The following is an 18,013-nucleotide window of genomic DNA, read 5'->3' as shown; positions in this document are numbered from 1 at the left end:
CGTGCCCAATCTCGTGGATCGAATGAAACCGCCACACAGCGGACATCACCACGTGCAATGGCTGATCGCAGGCTCAAATCCTCGATGACGTTATCCGACATATCGCTCGAAGCTATCGACTCGGTCGGCCAGATTCCGGCTGCGGACTGGGACGCCTGCGCAAATCCTGCAATCGAGCACCACGGATCGTCGGCGTCGGGAGATGAAGTCCCTGCACATTCGATTTTCAGATCAAATGAGACATACAACCCTTTCGTCTCACATGCCTTTTTCAGGGCGCTCGAAACATCGAATTCGGCGTGTGCGCGCACCGGATGGAAACCCTGCCACCTGATCGCGCGCCGCGACGGAACGGTCGTCGGCATCGTGCCGTGCTATCTGAAGTCCCACTCGCAGGGTGAGTATGTCTTCGATCACGGCTGGGCGGACGCCTATGAAAGAGCAGGCGGCCGCTATTACCCCAAGCTCCTGGCCTCGGTTCCCTTTACCCCTGCCACCGGTCCGCGGCTTCTGGTTCGCCCCGGCTGCGACGAGACGCGCGTCCCCGCCGTACTGGCCGGAGGCCTCATCGGACTCTGCGATGCGACGCAGGCTTCGTCGGCTCACGTCACCTTCGCCCGCGAGGAGGAATGGGCGTTTCTCGCAGGAAACGGATTCCTCCAGCGGACCGACCAGCAATTTCACTGGCGGAACGAAGGCTATTCGAACTTCGAGGATTTTCTCGCCAGCCTCGCCTCGCGACACCGCAAGGCGATCCGCCGCGAACGGCGCGATGCGCTCGCCAATGGCATCACCATCCATGTCCTCACCGGCAGCGATCTCACGGAGGAAGCCTGGGACGCCTTCTTCCGGTTCTATATGGAGACCGGATCACGCAAGTGGGGCCGGCCTTATCTGACCCGGTCCTTCTACTCCATGATCGGCGAGAGCATGAGCCGGGACATCGCGTTGATCATGGCCCGGCGCGATGGCCGCTGGATTGCCGGCGCCATCAACTTCATCGGCTCGGACACGCTGTTCGGGCGGCATTGGGGCGCGATCGAACATCATCCCTTCCTGCATTTCGAAGTTTGCTATTATCAGGCGATCGATTTCGCGATCCGCCACCGCCTGAAACGGGTGGAGGCGGGCGCGCAGGGCGAGCACAAGATCGCGCGCGGCTATCTGCCGCAAACCACCTACTCCGCGCATTATATCGCCGACCCTGCGCTGCGCCGCGCGGTAGGCGATTATCTCAAGCGCGAACGACAGTATGTCGCCGAAGCTGGCCGCGAACTGACCGAGGCCGGGCCGTTTCGCAAAGCGAGTAATGGCGAGGGCTGAGGTTTTCCTCGTTTTCCGGGGAATGTATCCGTCGTCACCCGGTTTCGAAATCGCCGTCCTGCGGCGGCGCAATCGGCGTGAACTGGCAACGGTTCGGCTTGATGTCGATCAGCGGCGTTTCGTCAATGCAATCCAGTCCACGCACCAGAACCGTCGATCCCTCGATGCCGACCAGCTTGACCAGCGAGGTTCCCAGCGGATTGGGCCGCACCGGGGATCGCAGCGAAAACGTGCCGTGCGTCTCGCCGCTGCTCTTTGGCGTCTGTAGCACGATGTCGCGACGCGACAGGTGCAGCCAATAAATGACCTCGATGCTCGTATATCGTTCGAGCCCCTGCAATGCTGGCTTCCAGAGATCGAAAATCTCGAGCCGGCAAACCGGCCCGTCTTCGCGCCCCTGACGCGGGGTTTTCAGGCGCGATGTCCAGGGCGTGCGAATTCTGCCGATGAACACCAGCCCGGCGTCGGTCGCAGGCGGCAATTCGACGACAACCTCTCCTTCTCGGACCTCATATTCACGCACCATGGCCGTTATCTCCCTGCGTCCTGATATCACGATACGGACCGTTATTTATCATAAAACATAACCAGATCTCGTCGAGCGGAGCATCCTCGCATCTGTCAACGCTCAGCCGTGAAATGCCGAACTCAACTTCTCATGCGCATGTTTCGCAGCACGAGGCAGGCACCGCCAGCGTGTCTGATCCGGTTGCAGAGACCATCGGCTTCCGCGCGCGTATCGGCCCCTACCCTGACCTGATAAAACGTCCGGGTGCCACGGCTACGCAATACCGAGCCCAGCAGACTTGGATCGCGGTCGCCGATCACGGAGCCGAGGTGCCGGATGGCTCGTGCGTACATGGCCATGGCGCGGACCCGGCTGAAGCCGGCCGCAAGCTGTACGCCCCAGGGTTTGTCTGCACCAAGCTTCACGCGTTCTTCAAGCCCCGCAACAAAAGGATTTGGCGCGCGCTTCAGCATCGCCATCAATTCGCGGCAACTCGATGATGGCTGTGCGCGATCCGGCGGCTTGCCGCCCTTGCCGGCATCGGCCCAGTCCTCGATCGGCGATCCCGTGATCGCGAAGACGTAGTTTCGCGTCTCGGCCGGCATCGATCCCTTGCCGTCGAGCCAGTCCTGCACGCGGCGAGGGCCGGCATTATAGGCCGCGGCCGCCAATCCCAGATTGCCGAATTGCCCGCGCAATTCGTTCAAATACTCGGCCGACTTCGGCAACGCCTGCACCGGGTCGAACGGGTCGAGCAGCCGCCGCTCGCTTGCCGTTCCCGGCATGAACTGCGCGATGCCCTGCGCGTGCTCGCCGCTGCGGGTCAGCGGACCAACGGCATCGGTCTGGAATCGACTCTCCTGCCAGATCACGCGTGCGAAAAATTCCAGCGGCAGGTTCTCGGCCCTGGCTGCCGACTCCACCATCAGGCAGATCGCTTCGCGCGTGTCCTGATCCGTCTTGGCCGCAGGTCCGGGATCAGGTGCCGTCTCCCAACCGACCTGCGCAAAGACGACGCGCGGCATTAGCAGCATCAAGACAAACGCGCACCGCAACAGAATGGGCGGGCATGACCCATCCGTATTCTTCCGCGACGGCGACGAACCGAAACTCATCCCGCGAGCATAACAGGCTTCCTGAGAAGCCCGATATATCCCCGCCGGTCCTTGAGAAAGGGATCGCCCAAATCCGGGAACCGACATTCGCTGCAAGGCTGCAGCGAATGTCGAAAACGCGCCTTAGCGCTTCGAGAACTGGAACGAGCGGCGGGCTTTCGCCTTGCCGTACTTCTTGCGCTCGACCACGCGCGAGTCGCGCGTCAGGAAGCCGCCCTTCTTGAGAACGCCGCGCAACTCGGGTTCGAAATTCGTCAACGCCTTCGACAGCCCATGACGAACGGCCCCCGCCTGACCCGACAAGCCGCCGCCGGCGACGGTGCAAATCACGTCGTATTGACCGGCGCGGGCTGCCGCGACGAGCGGCTGCTGGATCATCATGCGCAGCACCGGACGCGCAAAGTAAACCTCGACCTCGCGGGCATTGACCAGAATCTTGCCGGCGCCCGGCTTGATCCAGACGCGGGCAACCGCATCCTTGCGCTTGCCGGTGGCATAGGCGCGGCCGTACTTGTCGACCTTTTTGGTGTGCTTCGGCGCGTCGGATTCGGCCGTCTTCAGTGCGGACAACTGATCGAGAGACTGCATGGTATCGGACATCGTTATGCGGCCCTCATGTTCTTGCGATTCATCGCACCGACATTGATGACTTCCGGCTGCTGGGCTTCATGCGGGTGCTCTGCGCCGGCATAAACACGAAGATTGCCAAGCTGCACGCGTCCGAGCGGACCGCGCGGGATCATGCGTTCCACGGCCTTTTCGATGACGCGTTCCGGGAAACGACCTTCGAGGATCGACTTCGCGGTGCGCTCCTTGATGCCGCCGATATAGCCGGTGTGATTGTAATAGACTTTGTCGTCACGCTTGCGGCCGGTGAGAACCACCTTGGCGGCATTGATGATGATGACGTTGTCGCCGCAATCGACATGCGGGGTGTAGATCGGCAGATGCTTGCCGCGCAGCCGCATCGCAACGAGGGTGGCGAGCCGTCCGACCACCAGCCCGCTGGCGTCGATCAGCACCCACTTCTTCGTCACTTCGGCTGGCTTTGCCGAGAACGTTTTCATGTGAGAAATCCGTGAAAAGAGAACCTCAACGCCCGAGCGTCGAACCGAGGGCGTTCTAGAGAAGCAATCAATTCCAGTCAACGTCATCCGATCGATATTTTTATCTTATAATCAGTAGCTTATAAAAATGGTTTTATATTACCTCTCAAATTTTCAAGCATTCGGAATGGAGTAGGTAGAGGTCACATGGGCGATCGGATCTGGTGACGTGCCGGACAGCAGCGTCACTTCGCCCACCGCCAGACGCTTGCCGAGCTTGAGAAGTCGCGCTGCCGCAAGGACATCCTGACCCGGGCGTCCCGGGCGCAGAAAATTGATGTTGAGATTGGCGGTCACCGCGAGGCCGACCGGGCCGATGCGGGACAAAAGCACCACGTACATGGCGAAATCGGCCAATGCCATCAGCGTCGGCCCGGAAACCGTCCCGCCGGGGCGCAGCATGCGTTCGCTGTAGCGCTGACGCAGCAGCGACGTTTCGCCGTCGGCGCTTTCGATGGCGATATCGCCGTCCCTGAAGGCCTGAGGGAACTCGGCGTGAAGAAACGCCTCGAGTTCGGCCACGTTCATTTTCGCAGTCGCCATGTCGTCCTGCCCCTGCTCACGCCCGATGGTGCCTGTTACATTAGGATGATCGTTTCGCCCAAGCGGATAATTCGATGACCGCCAGCCCTGCCCGCGCCGAGACCCCGGAACGACCACCGGTACTCTTGCGGCAAACCGAAGGCAGCATCGCCGTGCTGACCCTCAACCGCCCGGAGGCGCGAAACAGCCTGTCGGAACGGCTGATCGGCGAGTTGCATGCGGCGATCGAGGCGGCCGGCGCGGACCCGACGGTTCGCGCGGTCGTGATCGCCGCCAACGGCCCGGCGTTCTCGTCCGGCCATGACCTTAAGGAGCTGACCGCGCACCGCGCCGACCCCGATCGCGGCCGCGCCTACTTCGCGCACGTGATGACGATCTGCAGCGCGATGATGCAGGCCATCGTCCAACTGCCGAAGCCGGTGGTCGCCTGCGTCCAGAGCGTCGCCACCGCAGCTGGCTGCCAGCTTGTTGCGACCTGCGATCTCGCCGTGGCTTCAGAGAAAGCGCGCTTCGCAACGCCGGGTGTCGACATCGGTCTGTTCTGCTCGACGCCGATGGTGGCGCTGACCCGAAACATCGCGCGCAAGCAGGCCATGGAAATGCTTTTGACCGGAGACCCGATCGACGCCGCGGCGGCGCAGCGGATGGGGCTGATCAATCGCGTGGTCGCCGATGGGTTCGAGCGCGATGCCGCACTGGAGCTTGCGCAGAAGGTCGCGCGCAAATCGGCCTATGTGGTGAAGCTCGGCAAGGCCACCTTCTACCGGCAGGCCGAAATGAATCTGGCCGATGCCTATCGTTACGCCGCCGAGGTCATGACCGAGAACATGATGGCCCGCGATGCCGAGGAAGGCATCGGCGCCTTCATCGAAAAACGTGACCCGAAGTGGAAAGATCGATAGGACTCAATTTTCTTCGTCATTTCGGGGCGCGGCGCCCTTCGCGAGCAAACCCGGAATCCATAAACACTGCCGGACACACGGATTGCGGGGCGGCGCGATAAGACCGCGCATCCCGGAATGACAACATCGGCTTGAACGGCCGCGATGATTTCAATGACCTGGACTTGAAAATGAACCACGACACCTACGACGACAGCTATATCCGCGGGATCCTGGACAGCGTGAAGACCATCGCGATGGTCGGCGCCTCGCCGGTCAACGTGCGGCCGAGCTACTTCGCGTTCAAGTATCTCGCCGAACGCGGATACGACATGATCCCGGTCAATCCGGGCCACATCGGCAAGAGCCTGGTCGGCAAGCCCTTCGTTGCATCGTTGAAGGACATCGGCCGCCCCCTCGACATGGTCGACATCTTCCGCTCTTCCAGCCACATCATGCCGATCGTCGAGGAGGCGCTGACGCTGTCGCCTTTGCCGAAGGTGATCTGGATGCAGCTCGGCGCGCGCGACGACGCGGCGGCTGCGAAAGCCGAGGCGGCCGGCATCAAGGTTGTGATGAACCGCTGTCCGAAGATCGAATACGGCCGCCTGTCGTCGGAGATTTCATGGATGGGCGTCAACTCGCGTACGCTGAGTTCGAAACGCGCGCCCATGCCCGTGCATGGCCAGCGGCTGTCGCTCAACCGCGTGAGCGTTGGCGGCGGCAGCACGCTGGCCGCCGACCGCGCCGCCAAGGACAGAAGCGACCCGGCGTGAGCGCATAAACCTTCCTCAGCTTCGCCGCGCCCCAAGGCCGCATGCCGAAACCGGCAAAGCCTCTCCTAGCGCCTTGACGGCGGCGCATGATCCCATCAGCATCGAAAACACTTTAGCGGAATGACCTCCGACCGAAACAGGACATGAGATGACCGATCGCATCCCCGGCTTTGCAACGCTTGCCGTCCACGCCGGCGCGCAGCCTGATCCGACCACCGGCGCGCGCACGACGCCGATCTATCAGACCACGTCGTTCGTCTTCAACGACGCCGACCACGCAGCGTCGCTGTTCGGATTGCAGGCCTTCGGCAATATCTACACCCGCCTCGGCAATCCGACCAACGCGGTGCTGGAGGAACGCGTCGCCGCGCTCGAAGGCGGCACCGCGGCGCTCGCGGTGGCCTCGGGACACGCCGCGCAGGTCGTCACGCTTCAGCAACTCATGAAGCCCGGCGACGAGGTCATCGCCTCGCGCAAGCTCTACGGCGGATCGATCAACCAGTTTACCCACGCCTTCAAGAGCTTCGGCTGGAACGTGGCGTGGGCCGACCCCGACGAGATCGAATCCTTCGAGCAGGCGGTCACGCCGCGGACGCGGGCGATCTTCATCGAATCCATCGCCAACCCGAGAGGCTCGATCACCGACATCGAAGCCGTCGCCGCTGTCGCTCGCAAGGCGGGCGTTCCCCTGATCGTCGACAACACGATGGCGAGCCCCTATCTCATACGGCCGATCGAGCACGGCGCCGACATCGTGCTTCACTCGCTCACAAAGTTTCTCGGCGGCCATGGCAACTCGCTCGGCGGCATCATCGTCGACGCCGGTACGTTCGACTGGTCGAAGGACAACAAGTATCCGATGCTGAGCGAGCCGCGCCCGGAATATCACGGCATCCGGATGCAGGAGACGTTCGGCAACTTCTCATTCGCGATCGCCTGCCGTGTGCTGGGCCTGCGCGACCTCGGCCCGGCGCTGTCGCCCTTCAACGCCTTCATGATCCTGACCGGCATCGAGACGCTACCGTTGCGGATGCAGAGGCATTGCGAGAACGCTCAGGCGATCGCCGAATGGCTGGCCGCGCATCCCGCGGTCGCCGCCGTCAACTACGCCGGATTGCCGAGCGACAAGTACAACGCGCTCGCACGCAAATATTCGCCGAAGGGCGCGGGCGCGGTGTTCACGTTCAGCCTGAAGGGCGGATACGACGCCGGCGTCAATCTGGTGTCGAAACTCCGGCTGTTCTCGCACCTCGCCAATATCGGCGATACCCGCTCGCTCGTGATCCATCCGGCATCGACCACGCACAGCCAGCTTGACGACGCGGCCAAGACGCGCGCAGGCGCCGGCCCCGACATCGTCCGCCTGTCGATCGGCATCGAGGACAAGGAAGACCTGATGGCCGACCTCGATCAGGCGATGACGTAGAACGGGTTTGCTTTGGACGGGATGCCCGTCATGCCCGGCTTATGCCGGGCATCCACCTTCTTCGAAGAGAGAGGGATTGCCGGGGGTGCGGCAATGACAAGATAGAACCGCTTCTGTCAAAACGCGCAAACTCTAACGCGACTGCTCCGCCGCAGGCGAGCGAGGCCGTTCGCCCATGACGGGTGCTCGCCGCACTTCAGTCAGATAGTTGAGGGTCAGCGACACCCAGATGATGCCGTAGAGCAGCATGAAGCAGCTCGAGTTCACGCCAAGCAGGTCGAGGATCGCTCCGAATATGATCGGCAGCAGAAAGCCGCCCAGACCGCCCGCCATGCCGACGATGCCGGACACCGCTCCCATGCTGTCGGGGAAATCGTCGCCGATGTACTTGAACGTCGAAGCCATGCCGCAGGCAAAGGCGATGCCGAGCGTGAACAGAAGCATCGTGAAGAACCACGACGGCAGGGCGATGCGGAAACTCAGGGGATCGCGGATCGTGTGCACGATCAGATCGGTTTTGGGGTAAGACAGCAGGAACAGGCAGACCCACGCGACCCACAACACCCACCATGTCACGTTGTGGGCACCAAAGCGATCCGACAGCCAGCCGCCGAAAGCGCGGAAGGCGCCGCCGGGCAGCGAGAAGCAGGCGGCCAGCAGCGAAGCCTGCGCGATGGTGAAGCCGTACTCGGTCTTGAAATATTGCGGCATCCAGATCGACAGCGCGGTGAAGCCGCCGAACACGATCGAATAGTACTGGCAGTATTTCCAGACCCGCGGATCGCGCAGCACCGACAGTTGCTGCCACATCGATGGTACCTGACCGCCGACGCCGGGATCAGGCTTGGACAACACCCAGAACAAAAGCGCCGTGACCAACAGCGCGACGGCATAGACCTTGGGCACCATCTGCCAGCCATAGGCCGCGATCAGCCAGGGCGCGACGAACATGTTGAGCGCCGCACCAACCGTTCCCGCGCCGAAGAAGCCCATCGCGAAACCTCGGCTCTCCTTTGGAAAGAAACGCGCGATGTAAGGCGTGCCGACCGAAAACGAGGCGCCGACGAGGCCGAGCGCCAGTCCGAGCAGCAGAAACTGCCAGAGCGCGGTCGCATAGGCGGCAAGCCAGAGCGGGACCGCACAGACGACCAGCAACAGCAGCATGATGATCCGTCCGCCGAAGCGGTCGGTCCAGATGCCGAGCGGCAAACGAAAAATCGCACCAGTCAGGACGGGCGTCGCCGTGAGGAGACCGAACTCGGTCGAACCGAGCCCCAGTTGTTCGCGGATCGGAATGCCGACCACGCCGAACATCATCCAGACGGCGAAGCAGACGGTGAAGGCCCAGGTGGTGATGAACAGGACGGACAGATTGCCGGATCTCGCCATTCCTCACCCCGATTTCGCTCCGCCCGCTTCGGGCTCGCCATCGATCGGGCGGGGTTATGAGATTTCCACCTTATCGAGGCTTGCTCATGACCCGGGCATCATGATGCAGGTTCGAAAATCTGTACAGGGCCAGAATTCGGGCCGGTCCGTTATGAGGACGTGAATCAGTCCGTGACGATTGAATCGATCACATCGCGTGTCAGGCGGATTCTGCTGATAGTACCACCACCGCTCCGTTTCTCAACGGAGGGCTGCCGATCGCCTCGGGCGTGCAAAAAAAGAGACGCGCCGCAACTACGCCACGCTTCCTTTGATCGGCCTATCCGGCCGCCACGCGCAGCCGGTGCCGCTCCAACGCGGTGTTGCCGGCCATCAGCCGTTCCGCCTGAACAACCGCGAGCGTCAGGACGAGGATCGCAACTCCCTGATGCACCAGCGCGAGCAGGATCGGAACCTGGTTCAGGAGAGTCAGGATTCCGAGCGTCGCCTGCAACGTCATTGCCGCCGCCAGCCAGAGCGCCCCGCGCACGACGGCACCGCCGGCGCGCGACACCACCGCGTCGATGAGATGCAGGATCGCGATCGCGAACAACGTATAAGCCATCATGCGATGCTCGAACTGCACCGTGAGCGTATTGTCGAACAGATTACGCCACCACGGTTGTTCGAAAAACAGCCGCGCGGAGGACGGAATGAACGATCCGTCGATGTCGGGCCAGGTATTGAAGACCTTGCCGGCGCGCAGTCCGGCGACCAGCGCCCCGAAATAAAGCTGCACGAATACCAGCACAACCAGAATGCCGCTGGTCATCCGCAATCGCAGCGGCGGCTGCAACGACGGTCGATCCGACAATCGCCGCACGGTCCAGACGATGGCCGCGAAAATCAGCAGAGCCAGCACCAGATGGGTCGCGAGACGATATTGCGACACCTCGACGCGATTGGTGAGACCGGAGGCGACCATCCACCAGCCGACCGCGCCCTGAAGCCCGCCCAGACCGAAAATGATCCACAGCCGGCGCTTCAGGTCGGACGGCAACATGCCGCGCCACATGAACCAGAGGAACGGCAGCAGGAAGGCCACGCCGATGAAGCGTCCCAGCAGCCGGTGGCTCCATTCCCACCAGAAGATGGTCTTGAACTGGTCGAGCGTCATGCCCGCGTTCATTTCGCTGTACTGCGGGATCTTCTTGTAGCCCTCGAAGGCCTGGGACCACTCATTTTGCGTGAGCGGGGGCAAAGTGCCCGTCACGGGCTTCCATTCGACGATCGAAAGACCGGATTCGGTCAGCCGGGTCGCTCCCCCGACCAGCACCATGGCGGCGATCAACAGCGCCACGAACACCAGCCACCATCGCACGGCGCGTAGCTGGAACCCCTTTTGTGCCATCGGACGGGTCATCAAAATCCGTGTGTTGAATGCATTTTTCGGGCCCTTTATAGTCCACCGCAGCCTCGGCGCAAGCCTCGTCCCAGCCCCGCGAGTTGCATTTTTAAGGTATGCGGATCCGTACTCGGAAATTCCTCGGCACCATCGCCCTGCTCGTGCTGGTCGTCGTCTGGTCGCTGCTCGGCATGACGGTCGCGCAGACGCCATGGCTCGCGGCATCCGGGCTCTATCAGGCGATCTTCTATCCGGTCGCCGGGCTCGGCTGGGTCTTGCCGGCCATGCCCATCGTCAGTTGGATGGCGAAACCCGACGCGTAAGCCCCCCATCGTCGCCGATTGACTGCTCGCGGAGCGCAACCGCCGCAATCCGCCCTCTCCCGCTTGCCTATTGGCATTACCCTTTGTTGACACTTCCCATGCAAGGGTCCGGCAAAGCGAAAAGTAAACAACAGCGATAACAGGCTTCAGCGATGACCTTGGCGGCTGTGATCGGAAGCCCGACGGCGGCGGCGAACGCATGCACGCGATCAAGCGAGCGGCGTATCGCGCATGTCGAGGTCTTTCACGATCTGAATGATGTCGAGCCGGTCTGGCGCGATCTGGAGACTTCACAGGTCTCGACGCCCTATCAGCGGTTCGACTTCCTGTCGGCCTGGCAAAGGCACGTCGGAACCCGGACCAATCTCCAGCCGTACGTGATCGTCGCCAGCGACGCCGAGCAGCGGCCACTATTGCTGTTGCCGCTCGCAGCCGGCGCGGAGAACGGCATCCGTGTCGCGCGCTTCATGGGCGGCAAGCACACGACCTTCAACATGGCGCTCTGGCAACGGGATTTCGCCGTCTCCGCCACGCAGGCCGATCTCGATGCGCTGCTTCGCGGCATCCGCGAGGTCCCCACCAAAATCGACGTGCTGGCGCTTGCGCGGCAACCGCAACGCTGGCGCGACCTGCAAAACCCGATGGCGCTGCTGCCGAACCAGCCATCCGCCAACGGTTGCCCGCTGATGACGATGGCGTCGGGCGCGGCGCCGTCCGAGCGCATCAGCAACTCGTTTCGCCGCCGGCTCAGAAGCAAGGAGCGCAAACTCCAGACGCTGCCCGGCTTCCGCTATCGCGTGGCGACGACCGACGCCGAGATCACGCGGATGTGCGATGCGTTCTTCGCGATCAAGCCGCTGCGGATGGCCGCGCAGAAGCTGCCGAACGTGTTCGCCGATCCCGGCGTCGAGGACTTCCTGCGAGCGGCCTGCCTGACGCCGCTGCCGGACGGCGGCCACGTCATCGAAATCCATGCCCTCGAATGCGACGCCGAGGTGATCGCGATCTTCGCCGGCGTCGCCGACGGAGAGCGCTTCTCGATGATGTTCAACACCTACACACTGTCGGACAGCGCCCACTACAGCCCGGGCCTGATCCTGATGCGCGATATCGTCGATCACTATGCCGAGCGCGGCTACACCTCGCTCGATCTCGGGATCGGGTCGGACGACTACAAGCGCCTGTTCTGCAAGGACGACGAACCGATCTTCGACAGCTATCTGCCGCTCACAACGCGCGGCAGGATGGCCGCCGCCGGCATGTCCTCGGTGGCCCGCGCCAAGCGCCTCGTGAAGCAGACGCCGGCGTTGAAGCGGATGGCGCAGACGCTGCGCGGCGCGCTGCAGCGCTGACGATACGTCGCTTCCCGGCGGAAGGATTCAGGCCGCCTCGCGCGGACCGTTCTGGATCTCCGGCGGCAACGACATCGGATCGAGCATCGTCACCGACGCGAAACCTATCGCCGTGAGCTGATCGCCGAACCGCGACCGCGCCTCCACGCTCATCGACGGGTCGGGAACGACGATCGCGCGCGCCTGCTCGGTCAGGAGTTTCGCCGGCAGGTCGGTGGCAGTGCCGGCGACAAGCAGGACGTGATCGTAAACCCGCAGCAGGGCGTCGAGCGCAATCGTCAGGCGCGGCGATTGCAGCAGCGCGCGGTCGGCCCCCGACCGTCCGGCGACCACCAGATGAACCGGCGAGTGTCCATCGCGGCTGATAACTTCTCCGAAGGAGGCCTCGCCCAGCATCAGTTCGGCCAGTCCCGGCGCCGCCGGATCGACCGCGGCGGCGGTCAGGGTCGACGATGCCGGCGACAGATCGACCAGGACCACCTTGGCGCCATGCGCCAGAAGCCGCCCGAGCGCCAGCGCGCTCAGCATGATGCGCTCGTTTTCGCCGGTGCCCATGATCGTGATCTTGCGCGCGGCTTCGCCTGCCGCTCGCAGGTCGTCCGCGACGCGGTCGATTGCGATCAGGTCCGCAGCCGGCTGGAGAGGAAGTTCGCGCGGCTGCGGCGGAGTGGCGGCGGCCTGTTGCGGAACGGGCTCGAACGCAGCCGGCGCCCGCGGCGCGGTGATACGCAGCAGTTCGCCCGTGGCGACGGTGCCCGCCGTCAGCATCAGCGTCGCCAGCGTCGCGATCAGGACGATCGGCAGCTTCTTGGGATACGCCGGCGTGTTCGAGACGATGGCGCGCGAGATGATGCGGCCATCGGACGGTGTGGCGTCGATGTTTTCGCGCGTGGTGGCTTCGCGATATTTTGCGAGATAGGATTCCAGCAGGTCGCGCTGCGCCCTCGCCTCGCGCTCAAGCGCCCGCAGCTTGACGTCGTCGCCGTTGGACGATGTCGCCTGCTTCTTCAACTGGTCCAGGCTGTTGCTGAGACTGTCGACCCGGCCGCTGGCGATGCGGGCATCGTTTTCCAGCGACCGTGAGATCTTGCCGGCTTCCTCACGCAACTGGCGATCGAGATCGGCAAGCTGGGCCTTCAGTTCCTTAATCCGCGGGTGTTGACCGAGCAGGGTCGAGGATTGCTCCGCCAGTTGCGCGCGCAGCGTCACGCGCTGCTCGGACAGGCGGCGGATCAATTCCGAATTGAGAACCTCGGAGGCTTCGATCGGCCTGCCGCTCTGAAGCATGTCGCGGATCAGCCGCGCCTTCGATTCCGCGTCCGACTTGAGCGCGCGCGCGTTGGTCAGTTGGGTGTTGATTTCACCCAGTTGCTGGTTCGACAGCGAGGTGTTGTTGGTGCCTATGAAAAGGCTCGACTTCGACCGGAAATCCTCGACCCGCGATTCGGCATCCGCGACCTTCTTGCGCAAGCTGTCGATTTCTCCGGACAGCCACTGGCCGGCGGCCCTCGCCTGCCCCTGACGCGCGTTCAGTTGCAGCACGAGATAGCCCTCGGCGATCGAATTCGCGATGCGGGCCGCAAGCTCCGGATCCTGCGACTGGAACTCAATGACGATCACGCGGGATTTGTCGACGGCGTAGGCGGTCAGCCGGTTGAAATAGGCATCCAGCACGCGCTCCTCCGGCGTCATCCGCAACGGATCGCGGCCGATTCCGAACAGCGCCAGCAACGACTTGATTGGAGAAACGCCGCGCAACACCGGATCGAATTCCGGATTCTCGGCGAGCTTGTTCTTCCCGATCACCTCGCGGGCAAGATCGCGCGACAGCACCAGTTGCACCTGGCTGGCGACCGCTTCCGGATCGAGCGCGCCGCGCTCGTCGTTGCGCTCGGCGTTCGGTCGCAGAAAAACGTTCTCGCGGCCGTCGATCAGGATGCGGGCTTCGGACTTGTATCTGGGCGTAATCAGGTTGACGACGACGAGCGAAAGCACGAAGGCGAGCAGCGTCGGGATGATGATCACGCGCTTCTTTCGCAGCAGCGCCTGCCATATCACGCGCACATCGAGATCGCCCGGCTGCGAGACAGCCCTTGGCGACGCAGGCTTTGGCGCGGAGACCGTGTTGGAAACCGCCGTCTTGTCCTTGCCGACGCGCCCAAACGCAAACCGCATCACATACTCCCGCTGGCCCCTCGAGCGTCCGAAACACCGGCCGCGTCTCGGCCGCGACTATCGGATCAGACCACGCGACCGGCGCGGCGATTACAGTCCATTATGGTTGCCATCGGGTTAATTCCCGCGGGCTGACACAGATGCGGCGGACGCGAAGGCGGACGACGATTACGTTTTATTAACCACAAAAGCCCTTAACTGGATTTGATATTTCATGGAAATGCCTGATGCGAAGCGTGCGCGCCGTAATCCTGTGCCTGTTGACCGCGCTGGCGCTGGCAGGGTGCATGCGGCACCCGGCGCCAGACGCGATGGCGCGCCCGCATAACGATCTCGACGCGCTGGCCTATGGCGGACGGCAGGCCTCCGCACCGCCGCCGGTCGCTCGCCGCGACCTGCGGGTTCGAGCGGCCCGCGCCGCCGTGCCTGTCGTCTACGCGGCGGCTCCGCCGCCCGTCGTGCACGACCCCGCTTACCGCCTCGATGCCGGCGACCGGCTGCGCATCGTGGTCTACGGCCAGGAAGGCCTCACCAACACCTATCTGGTCGACGCAGGCGGCAGCATCACCATGCCGCTGATCGGCGCCGTCACTGCGCGCGGCCGCACGCCCTCCGAACTGTCCGCCGCCATCGCCGCACGGCTGCGCAACGGCTACATCCGCGAGCCCTATGTCGCCGCCGAGGTCGAAGCCTATCGGCCGTTCTTCATTCTCGGCGAAGTGGCGGCGCCGGGGCAGTATCCGTTCGTGCCCAACATGACGGTGGAGAGCGCCGTCGCCATCGCCGGCGGTTTCTCGCCGCGCGCCAGACGCGACCGCGTCACCGTCACGCACACGGACGCCCGCGGCACCGTCCGCCTCGTCGTGCCTACCGCCACCCTGCTCAGCCCCGGCGATACCGTCCTGGTCGACGAACGCTGGTTCTGAGGCATGACGTCCTCGCCCGATCAACCGCTTCGCATACTGCACGCCGTCCGCGCGCCGGTCGGCGGAATCATCCGCCACATCCTCGATGTCGCCAACGGACAGGCTGGCCGAGGCCATCTCGTCGGCATCGTCGCCGACAGCCTCACCGGCGGCGAGCGCGCGGAGACTGCACTCGCCGAGATCGCGCCGCGGATGAAGCTCGGCGTTCACCGCATCCCGGTCCGGCGCGAACCCCACTTCACCGACCTGTTCGCGTGGATGCGGTTCGCCGCGCTGGTCCGAAAGTTGAAGCCCGACGTCCTGCACGGACACGGCTCCAAGGCCGGCGTCTTCGTGCGGCTCAAGGAGGCGTCGAAAGATGTCATCCGCGTCTACACGCCGCACGGCGGGTCCCTGCACTATCCGCTGGCGACGATGAAAGGCGCGTTCTACAGCCGTATCGAACGCGCGCTGATGAATCGCACCGACCTGTTCCTGTTCGAAAGCGCCTTCGCGCGCAACACGTATCAACGCATCGTCGGCACGCCGGCCGGTCTCGTGAAATGCGTGTTCAACGGCGTCACCGCCGATGAGTTCGATCCCGTCGCGCTGGCCGACGACGCGACCGACATCGCCTATGTCGGCGAGTTCAGACACATCAAGGGCGCCGACCTCCTGATCGACGCGGTGGCGCAATTGCGGGCCGGCGGCCGACCCGTCACGCTCACCCTCGGCGGCGACGGCGAGGAGACCGCGGCGCTCAAGGCCCAGATCGAGCGGCTCGATCTCGGCGATGCGGTCCGCTTCATCGGACACGTCAAAGCGCGTTACGGTTTCTCGAAAGGCCGGTTGCTGGTCGTGCCGTCGCGCGGCGACTCCATGCCGTATGTGGTGATCGAAGCGGCCGCGGCGGGCATTCCCATGATCGCGGCGAATGTCGGCGGCATTCCCGAGATTTTCGACTCCCACACCGACGCGCTGTTCGCGCCCGCCGACGTCGGCGCCCTGGCGGAGGCCATAAAGGCCGCGCTGGATAACCCCGCCGCTGCGGCGGCGCGCGCCAAATCGCTGCGCGAGCGCATCGTCCTGCATTTCTCGCAGACGGCGATGGTCGAAGGCGTCTTGGCAGGCTATCGCGAGGCGTTTGCGAAACGTTAACCGTTTCCGAAATGCCTCCGGTTTCGCGAAACCAAATCTTCCCGATTTCGTCCTTAAGTCGATCTGCCCGGCGCCGCATTCCGTCGTGCGGCGCGGATGTGGACTTGAGGACATGGACCTTATCAACGCGCGCTCGAGGACCGAGACGACGGCGAGCAGCGGCCGGGCCGTACCTGTCGAGCGCCGGCTGCGGCTGTCGCCAGCGGCCCTTGCGGTCGCCAACCAGAAGGTGCGGCCGGCCTATTCGCCCATCGTCATCACCGGCATCGTGCGTGCCGCCGACTTCGTGCTGCTGAGCCTGATCGGCACTGCGCTCTATCTCGGATACGCCGCCCGCATCGATGGTTTCAACTGGAGCTATATCGCGGCGATCCTTGCCATGGCCGCCGCCACGGTCGTCTGTTTTCAGGCAGCCGATATCTACGCCGTGCAGGTCTTTCGCGGACAACTGCGGCAGATGACGCGGATGGTCTCGTCATGGGCCTTCGTTTTCCTGCTGTTCATCGGCATCTCTTTTTTCCTCAAACTCGGCGGCGCCGTCTCGCGGCTCTGGCTGGCTTCGTTCTTCTTTGTCGGCCTGGCGGGCCTGATCGCGGGACGGCTCATGCTGCGCGCGATCGTCCGGCGCTGGGCGCGTGACGGCCGGCTCGACCGCCGCACCGTCATCGTCGGTTCGGACGAGAGCGGAGAAAACCTCATCAGGGCGTTGAAAGCGCAGCCGGATTCCGACATCGAGATTCTCGGCGTATTCGACGATCGCAACGATCAGCGCGCGCTCGAGACCTGCGCCGGAAGCCCGAAACTCGGCAAGGTCGACGACGTGCTCGAATTCGCGCGGCGGACCCGGCTCGATCTGGTGCTGTTCGCGCTGCCGATTTCGGCCGAAACCCGCATTCTGCAGATGCTGAAGAAGCTGTGGGTGCTGCCGGTGGATATCCGCCTGTCCGCGCACACCAACGAACTTCGTTTCCGTCCCCGCGCCTATTCCTATCTCGGCGAAGTCCCGATGCTGGACGTCTTCGAGGCTCCGATCACCGACTGGGACCTGGTGCTGAAATGGCTGTTCGACAGGGTGGTCGGCGCCGTCATCCTGCTGCTGGTTTCACCGGTGATGGCGCTGGTCGCGCTCGCGGTCAAGCTCGACAGTCCGGGTCCGGTGCTGTTCCGCCAGAAACGCTTCGGCTTCAACAATGAGCGCATCGACGTTTTCAAGTTCCGCTCGCTGTTTCACGATCAGGCCGATCCGCTGGCCACGAAGGTGGTCACCAAAAACGACAGCCGCGTCACCCGCGTCGGACGCTTCATCCGCAAGACCAGCCTCGACGAGCTGCCGCAGCTTTTCAATGTGGTCTTCAAAGGCAACCTGTCCCTCGTCGGACCACGTCCGCATGCCGTGCAGGGCAAACTGCAGACGCGGCTGTTCGATGAGGCCGTCGACGGTTACTTCGCGCGCCACCGCGTCAAACCCGGCATCACCGGCTGGGCGCAGATCAACGGATGGCGGGGCGAGATCGACAACGAGGAAAAGATCCAGAAGCGCGTCGAGTTCGACCTCTATTACATCGAGAACTGGTCGGTGCTGTTCGATCTCTACATTCTGCTCAAGACGCCGATGGCGCTGCTGAAATCAGAGAACGCCTATTGACCGA

At 63.5% G+C, this 18,013-nt stretch carries 17 protein-coding genes; 9 read left to right on the top strand and 8 right to left on the bottom strand.

Annotation, left to right across the window (positions count from 1 at the left end):
* Nucleotides 1-57: 57 nt before the first annotated feature.
* Nucleotides 58-1,323 (top strand): GNAT family N-acetyltransferase, encoded by a 1,266-nt coding sequence (locus tag ACS3WB_RS08660; protein WP_438275159.1) that lies wholly within the window; start codon nt 58-60, stop codon nt 1,321-1,323.
* Nucleotides 1,324-1,357: 34 nt separating this feature from the next.
* Here ACS3WB_RS08660 and tsaA read toward each other — a convergent pair whose 3' ends face one another.
* The 5 genes from tsaA to ACS3WB_RS08635 all read right to left on the bottom strand — a co-directional run bounded on the left by tsaA (nt 1,358) and on the right by ACS3WB_RS08635 (nt 4,595).
* Nucleotides 1,358-1,849, bottom strand: a complete 492-nt coding sequence (tsaA, locus tag ACS3WB_RS08655; RefSeq protein ID WP_438275158.1) for a tRNA (N6-threonylcarbamoyladenosine(37)-N6)-methyltransferase TrmO — start codon at nt 1,847-1,849, stop codon at nt 1,358-1,360.
* A 122-nt stretch (nt 1,850-1,971) separates the two neighbouring features.
* Nucleotides 1,972-2,856, bottom strand: a complete 885-nt coding sequence (locus ACS3WB_RS08650) for a transglycosylase SLT domain-containing protein (protein ID WP_438275157.1) — start codon at nt 2,854-2,856, stop codon at nt 1,972-1,974.
* A 213-nt stretch (nt 2,857-3,069) separates the two neighbouring features.
* A complete protein-coding gene (gene rpsI, locus ACS3WB_RS08645) occupies nt 3,070-3,546 on the bottom strand; it encodes a 30S ribosomal protein S9 (protein ID WP_438275156.1) in 477 nt (158 codons plus the stop codon).
* A gap of 2 nt (nt 3,547-3,548) precedes the next feature.
* On the bottom strand, nt 3,549-4,013 hold the full coding sequence (gene rplM / locus ACS3WB_RS08640; protein ID WP_438275155.1) for a 50S ribosomal protein L13: 465 nt from the start codon (nt 4,011-4,013) through the stop codon (nt 3,549-3,551).
* A 153-nt stretch (nt 4,014-4,166) separates the two neighbouring features.
* Nucleotides 4,167-4,595: a PaaI family thioesterase gene (locus ACS3WB_RS08635; protein WP_438275154.1), complete on the bottom strand. Its 429-nt coding sequence runs from the start codon at nt 4,593-4,595 to the stop codon at nt 4,167-4,169.
* Between the two features lie 74 nt (nt 4,596-4,669).
* Between ACS3WB_RS08635 and ACS3WB_RS08630 the strand changes: the two genes are divergently transcribed.
* The 3 genes from ACS3WB_RS08630 to ACS3WB_RS08620 all read left to right on the top strand — a co-directional run bounded on the left by ACS3WB_RS08630 (nt 4,670) and on the right by ACS3WB_RS08620 (nt 7,678).
* Nucleotides 4,670-5,497, top strand: coding sequence for an enoyl-CoA hydratase (locus ACS3WB_RS08630; protein WP_438275153.1), 828 nt, complete (start codon nt 4,670-4,672; stop codon nt 5,495-5,497).
* A 170-nt stretch (nt 5,498-5,667) separates the two neighbouring features.
* The gene (locus ACS3WB_RS08625) at nt 5,668-6,252 is read left to right on the top strand and encodes a CoA-binding protein (protein WP_438275152.1); all 585 of its coding nucleotides are present in this window, start codon (nt 5,668-5,670) and stop codon (nt 6,250-6,252) included.
* Between the two features lie 148 nt (nt 6,253-6,400).
* Complete coding sequence (locus ACS3WB_RS08620) at nt 6,401-7,678, top strand: O-acetylhomoserine aminocarboxypropyltransferase (RefSeq protein WP_438275151.1); 1,278 nt, start codon at nt 6,401-6,403, stop codon at nt 7,676-7,678.
* Between the two features lie 132 nt (nt 7,679-7,810).
* Here the strand turns inward: ACS3WB_RS08620 and ACS3WB_RS08615 are convergent, their stop codons facing one another.
* Both ACS3WB_RS08615 and ACS3WB_RS08610 read right to left on the bottom strand, forming a co-directional pair.
* Nucleotides 7,811-9,067 carry an MFS transporter gene (locus ACS3WB_RS08615; RefSeq protein ID WP_438275150.1) on the bottom strand — a complete coding sequence of 419 codons (1,257 nt, stop codon included), beginning with the start codon at nt 9,065-9,067 and terminating at the stop codon, nt 7,811-7,813.
* A 319-nt stretch (nt 9,068-9,386) separates the two neighbouring features.
* The gene (locus tag ACS3WB_RS08610) at nt 9,387-10,469 is read right to left on the bottom strand and encodes a COX15/CtaA family protein (RefSeq protein WP_438275149.1); all 1,083 of its coding nucleotides are present in this window, start codon (nt 10,467-10,469) and stop codon (nt 9,387-9,389) included.
* Nucleotides 10,470-10,567: 98 nt separating this feature from the next.
* On the opposite strand from ACS3WB_RS08610, the gene ACS3WB_RS08605 reads away from it, so the two are divergent.
* A complete protein-coding gene (locus tag ACS3WB_RS08605; protein WP_292614734.1) occupies nt 10,568-10,774 on the top strand; it encodes a DUF2842 domain-containing protein in 207 nt (68 codons plus the stop codon).
* Between the two features lie 152 nt (nt 10,775-10,926).
* Nucleotides 10,927-12,126 (top strand): GNAT family N-acetyltransferase, encoded by a 1,200-nt coding sequence (locus ACS3WB_RS08600; RefSeq protein ID WP_438275148.1) that lies wholly within the window; start codon nt 10,927-10,929, stop codon nt 12,124-12,126.
* Between the two features lie 27 nt (nt 12,127-12,153).
* On the opposite strand, the gene ACS3WB_RS08595 is transcribed toward ACS3WB_RS08600, so the two are convergent.
* Nucleotides 12,154-14,301, bottom strand: coding sequence for a GumC family protein (locus tag ACS3WB_RS08595; RefSeq protein ID WP_438275147.1), 2,148 nt, complete (start codon nt 14,299-14,301; stop codon nt 12,154-12,156).
* Nucleotides 14,302-14,528: 227 nt separating this feature from the next.
* Between ACS3WB_RS08595 and ACS3WB_RS08590 the strand changes: the two genes are divergently transcribed.
* The 3 genes from ACS3WB_RS08590 (at nt 14,529) to ACS3WB_RS08580 (ending at nt 18,009) form a co-directional block, all read left to right on the top strand.
* Complete coding sequence (locus ACS3WB_RS08590; RefSeq protein ID WP_438275146.1) at nt 14,529-15,227, top strand: polysaccharide biosynthesis/export family protein; 699 nt, start codon at nt 14,529-14,531, stop codon at nt 15,225-15,227.
* A gap of 3 nt (nt 15,228-15,230) precedes the next feature.
* Nucleotides 15,231-16,364, top strand: coding sequence for a glycosyltransferase (locus ACS3WB_RS08585; protein ID WP_438275145.1), 1,134 nt, complete (start codon nt 15,231-15,233; stop codon nt 16,362-16,364).
* Nucleotides 16,365-16,476: 112 nt separating this feature from the next.
* Nucleotides 16,477-18,009, top strand: coding sequence for an undecaprenyl-phosphate glucose phosphotransferase (locus ACS3WB_RS08580; protein WP_438275144.1), 1,533 nt, complete (start codon nt 16,477-16,479; stop codon nt 18,007-18,009).
* Nucleotides 18,010-18,013 lie beyond the last annotated feature (4 nt).

Origin of the sequence: Nitrobacter sp. (assembly GCF_051535215.1) — a bacterium.
Lineage (GTDB): Bacteria > Pseudomonadota > Alphaproteobacteria > Rhizobiales > Xanthobacteraceae > Nitrobacter.
The sequence above is the reverse complement of the archived record's forward strand: the minus strand, read 5'-3'. Positions and strand labels throughout refer to the sequence as shown.

What these genes read in the sequence shown, in the direction of transcription:
- ACS3WB_RS08625 (WP_438275152.1), top strand. Translation starts at nt 5,668, where the DNA reads ATGAACCACGACACCTACGACGACAGCTATATCCGCGGGATCCTGGAC.
- ACS3WB_RS08615 (WP_438275150.1), bottom strand. Translation starts at nt 9,067, where the DNA reads ATGGCGAGATCCGGCAATCTGTCCGTCCTGTTCATCACCACCTGGGCC.
- ACS3WB_RS08580 (WP_438275144.1), top strand. Translation starts at nt 16,477, where the DNA reads ATGGACCTTATCAACGCGCGCTCGAGGACCGAGACGACGGCGAGCAGC.
- rpsI (WP_438275156.1), bottom strand. Translation starts at nt 3,546, where the DNA reads ATGTCCGATACCATGCAGTCTCTCGATCAGTTGTCCGCACTGAAGACG.
- ACS3WB_RS08620 (WP_438275151.1), top strand. Translation starts at nt 6,401, where the DNA reads ATGACCGATCGCATCCCCGGCTTTGCAACGCTTGCCGTCCACGCCGGC.
- ACS3WB_RS08600 (WP_438275148.1), top strand. Translation starts at nt 10,927, where the DNA reads ATGACCTTGGCGGCTGTGATCGGAAGCCCGACGGCGGCGGCGAACGCA.
- ACS3WB_RS08590 (WP_438275146.1), top strand. Translation starts at nt 14,529, where the DNA reads ATGCGAAGCGTGCGCGCCGTAATCCTGTGCCTGTTGACCGCGCTGGCG.
- ACS3WB_RS08630 (WP_438275153.1), top strand. Translation starts at nt 4,670, where the DNA reads ATGACCGCCAGCCCTGCCCGCGCCGAGACCCCGGAACGACCACCGGTA.
- ACS3WB_RS08650 (WP_438275157.1), bottom strand. Translation starts at nt 2,856, where the DNA reads ATGCCGCGCGTCGTCTTTGCGCAGGTCGGTTGGGAGACGGCACCTGAT.
- ACS3WB_RS08605 (WP_292614734.1), top strand. Translation starts at nt 10,568, where the DNA reads ATGCGGATCCGTACTCGGAAATTCCTCGGCACCATCGCCCTGCTCGTG.
- ACS3WB_RS08660 (WP_438275159.1), top strand. Translation starts at nt 58, where the DNA reads ATGGCTGATCGCAGGCTCAAATCCTCGATGACGTTATCCGACATATCG.
- ACS3WB_RS08635 (WP_438275154.1), bottom strand. Translation starts at nt 4,595, where the DNA reads ATGGCGACTGCGAAAATGAACGTGGCCGAACTCGAGGCGTTTCTTCAC.
- ACS3WB_RS08595 (WP_438275147.1), bottom strand. Translation starts at nt 14,301, where the DNA reads ATGCGGTTTGCGTTTGGGCGCGTCGGCAAGGACAAGACGGCGGTTTCC.
- ACS3WB_RS08585 (WP_438275145.1), top strand. Translation starts at nt 15,231, where the DNA reads ATGACGTCCTCGCCCGATCAACCGCTTCGCATACTGCACGCCGTCCGC.
- tsaA (WP_438275158.1), bottom strand. Translation starts at nt 1,849, where the DNA reads ATGGTGCGTGAATATGAGGTCCGAGAAGGAGAGGTTGTCGTCGAATTG.
- ACS3WB_RS08610 (WP_438275149.1), bottom strand. Translation starts at nt 10,469, where the DNA reads ATGACCCGTCCGATGGCACAAAAGGGGTTCCAGCTACGCGCCGTGCGA.
- rplM (WP_438275155.1), bottom strand. Translation starts at nt 4,013, where the DNA reads ATGAAAACGTTCTCGGCAAAGCCAGCCGAAGTGACGAAGAAGTGGGTG.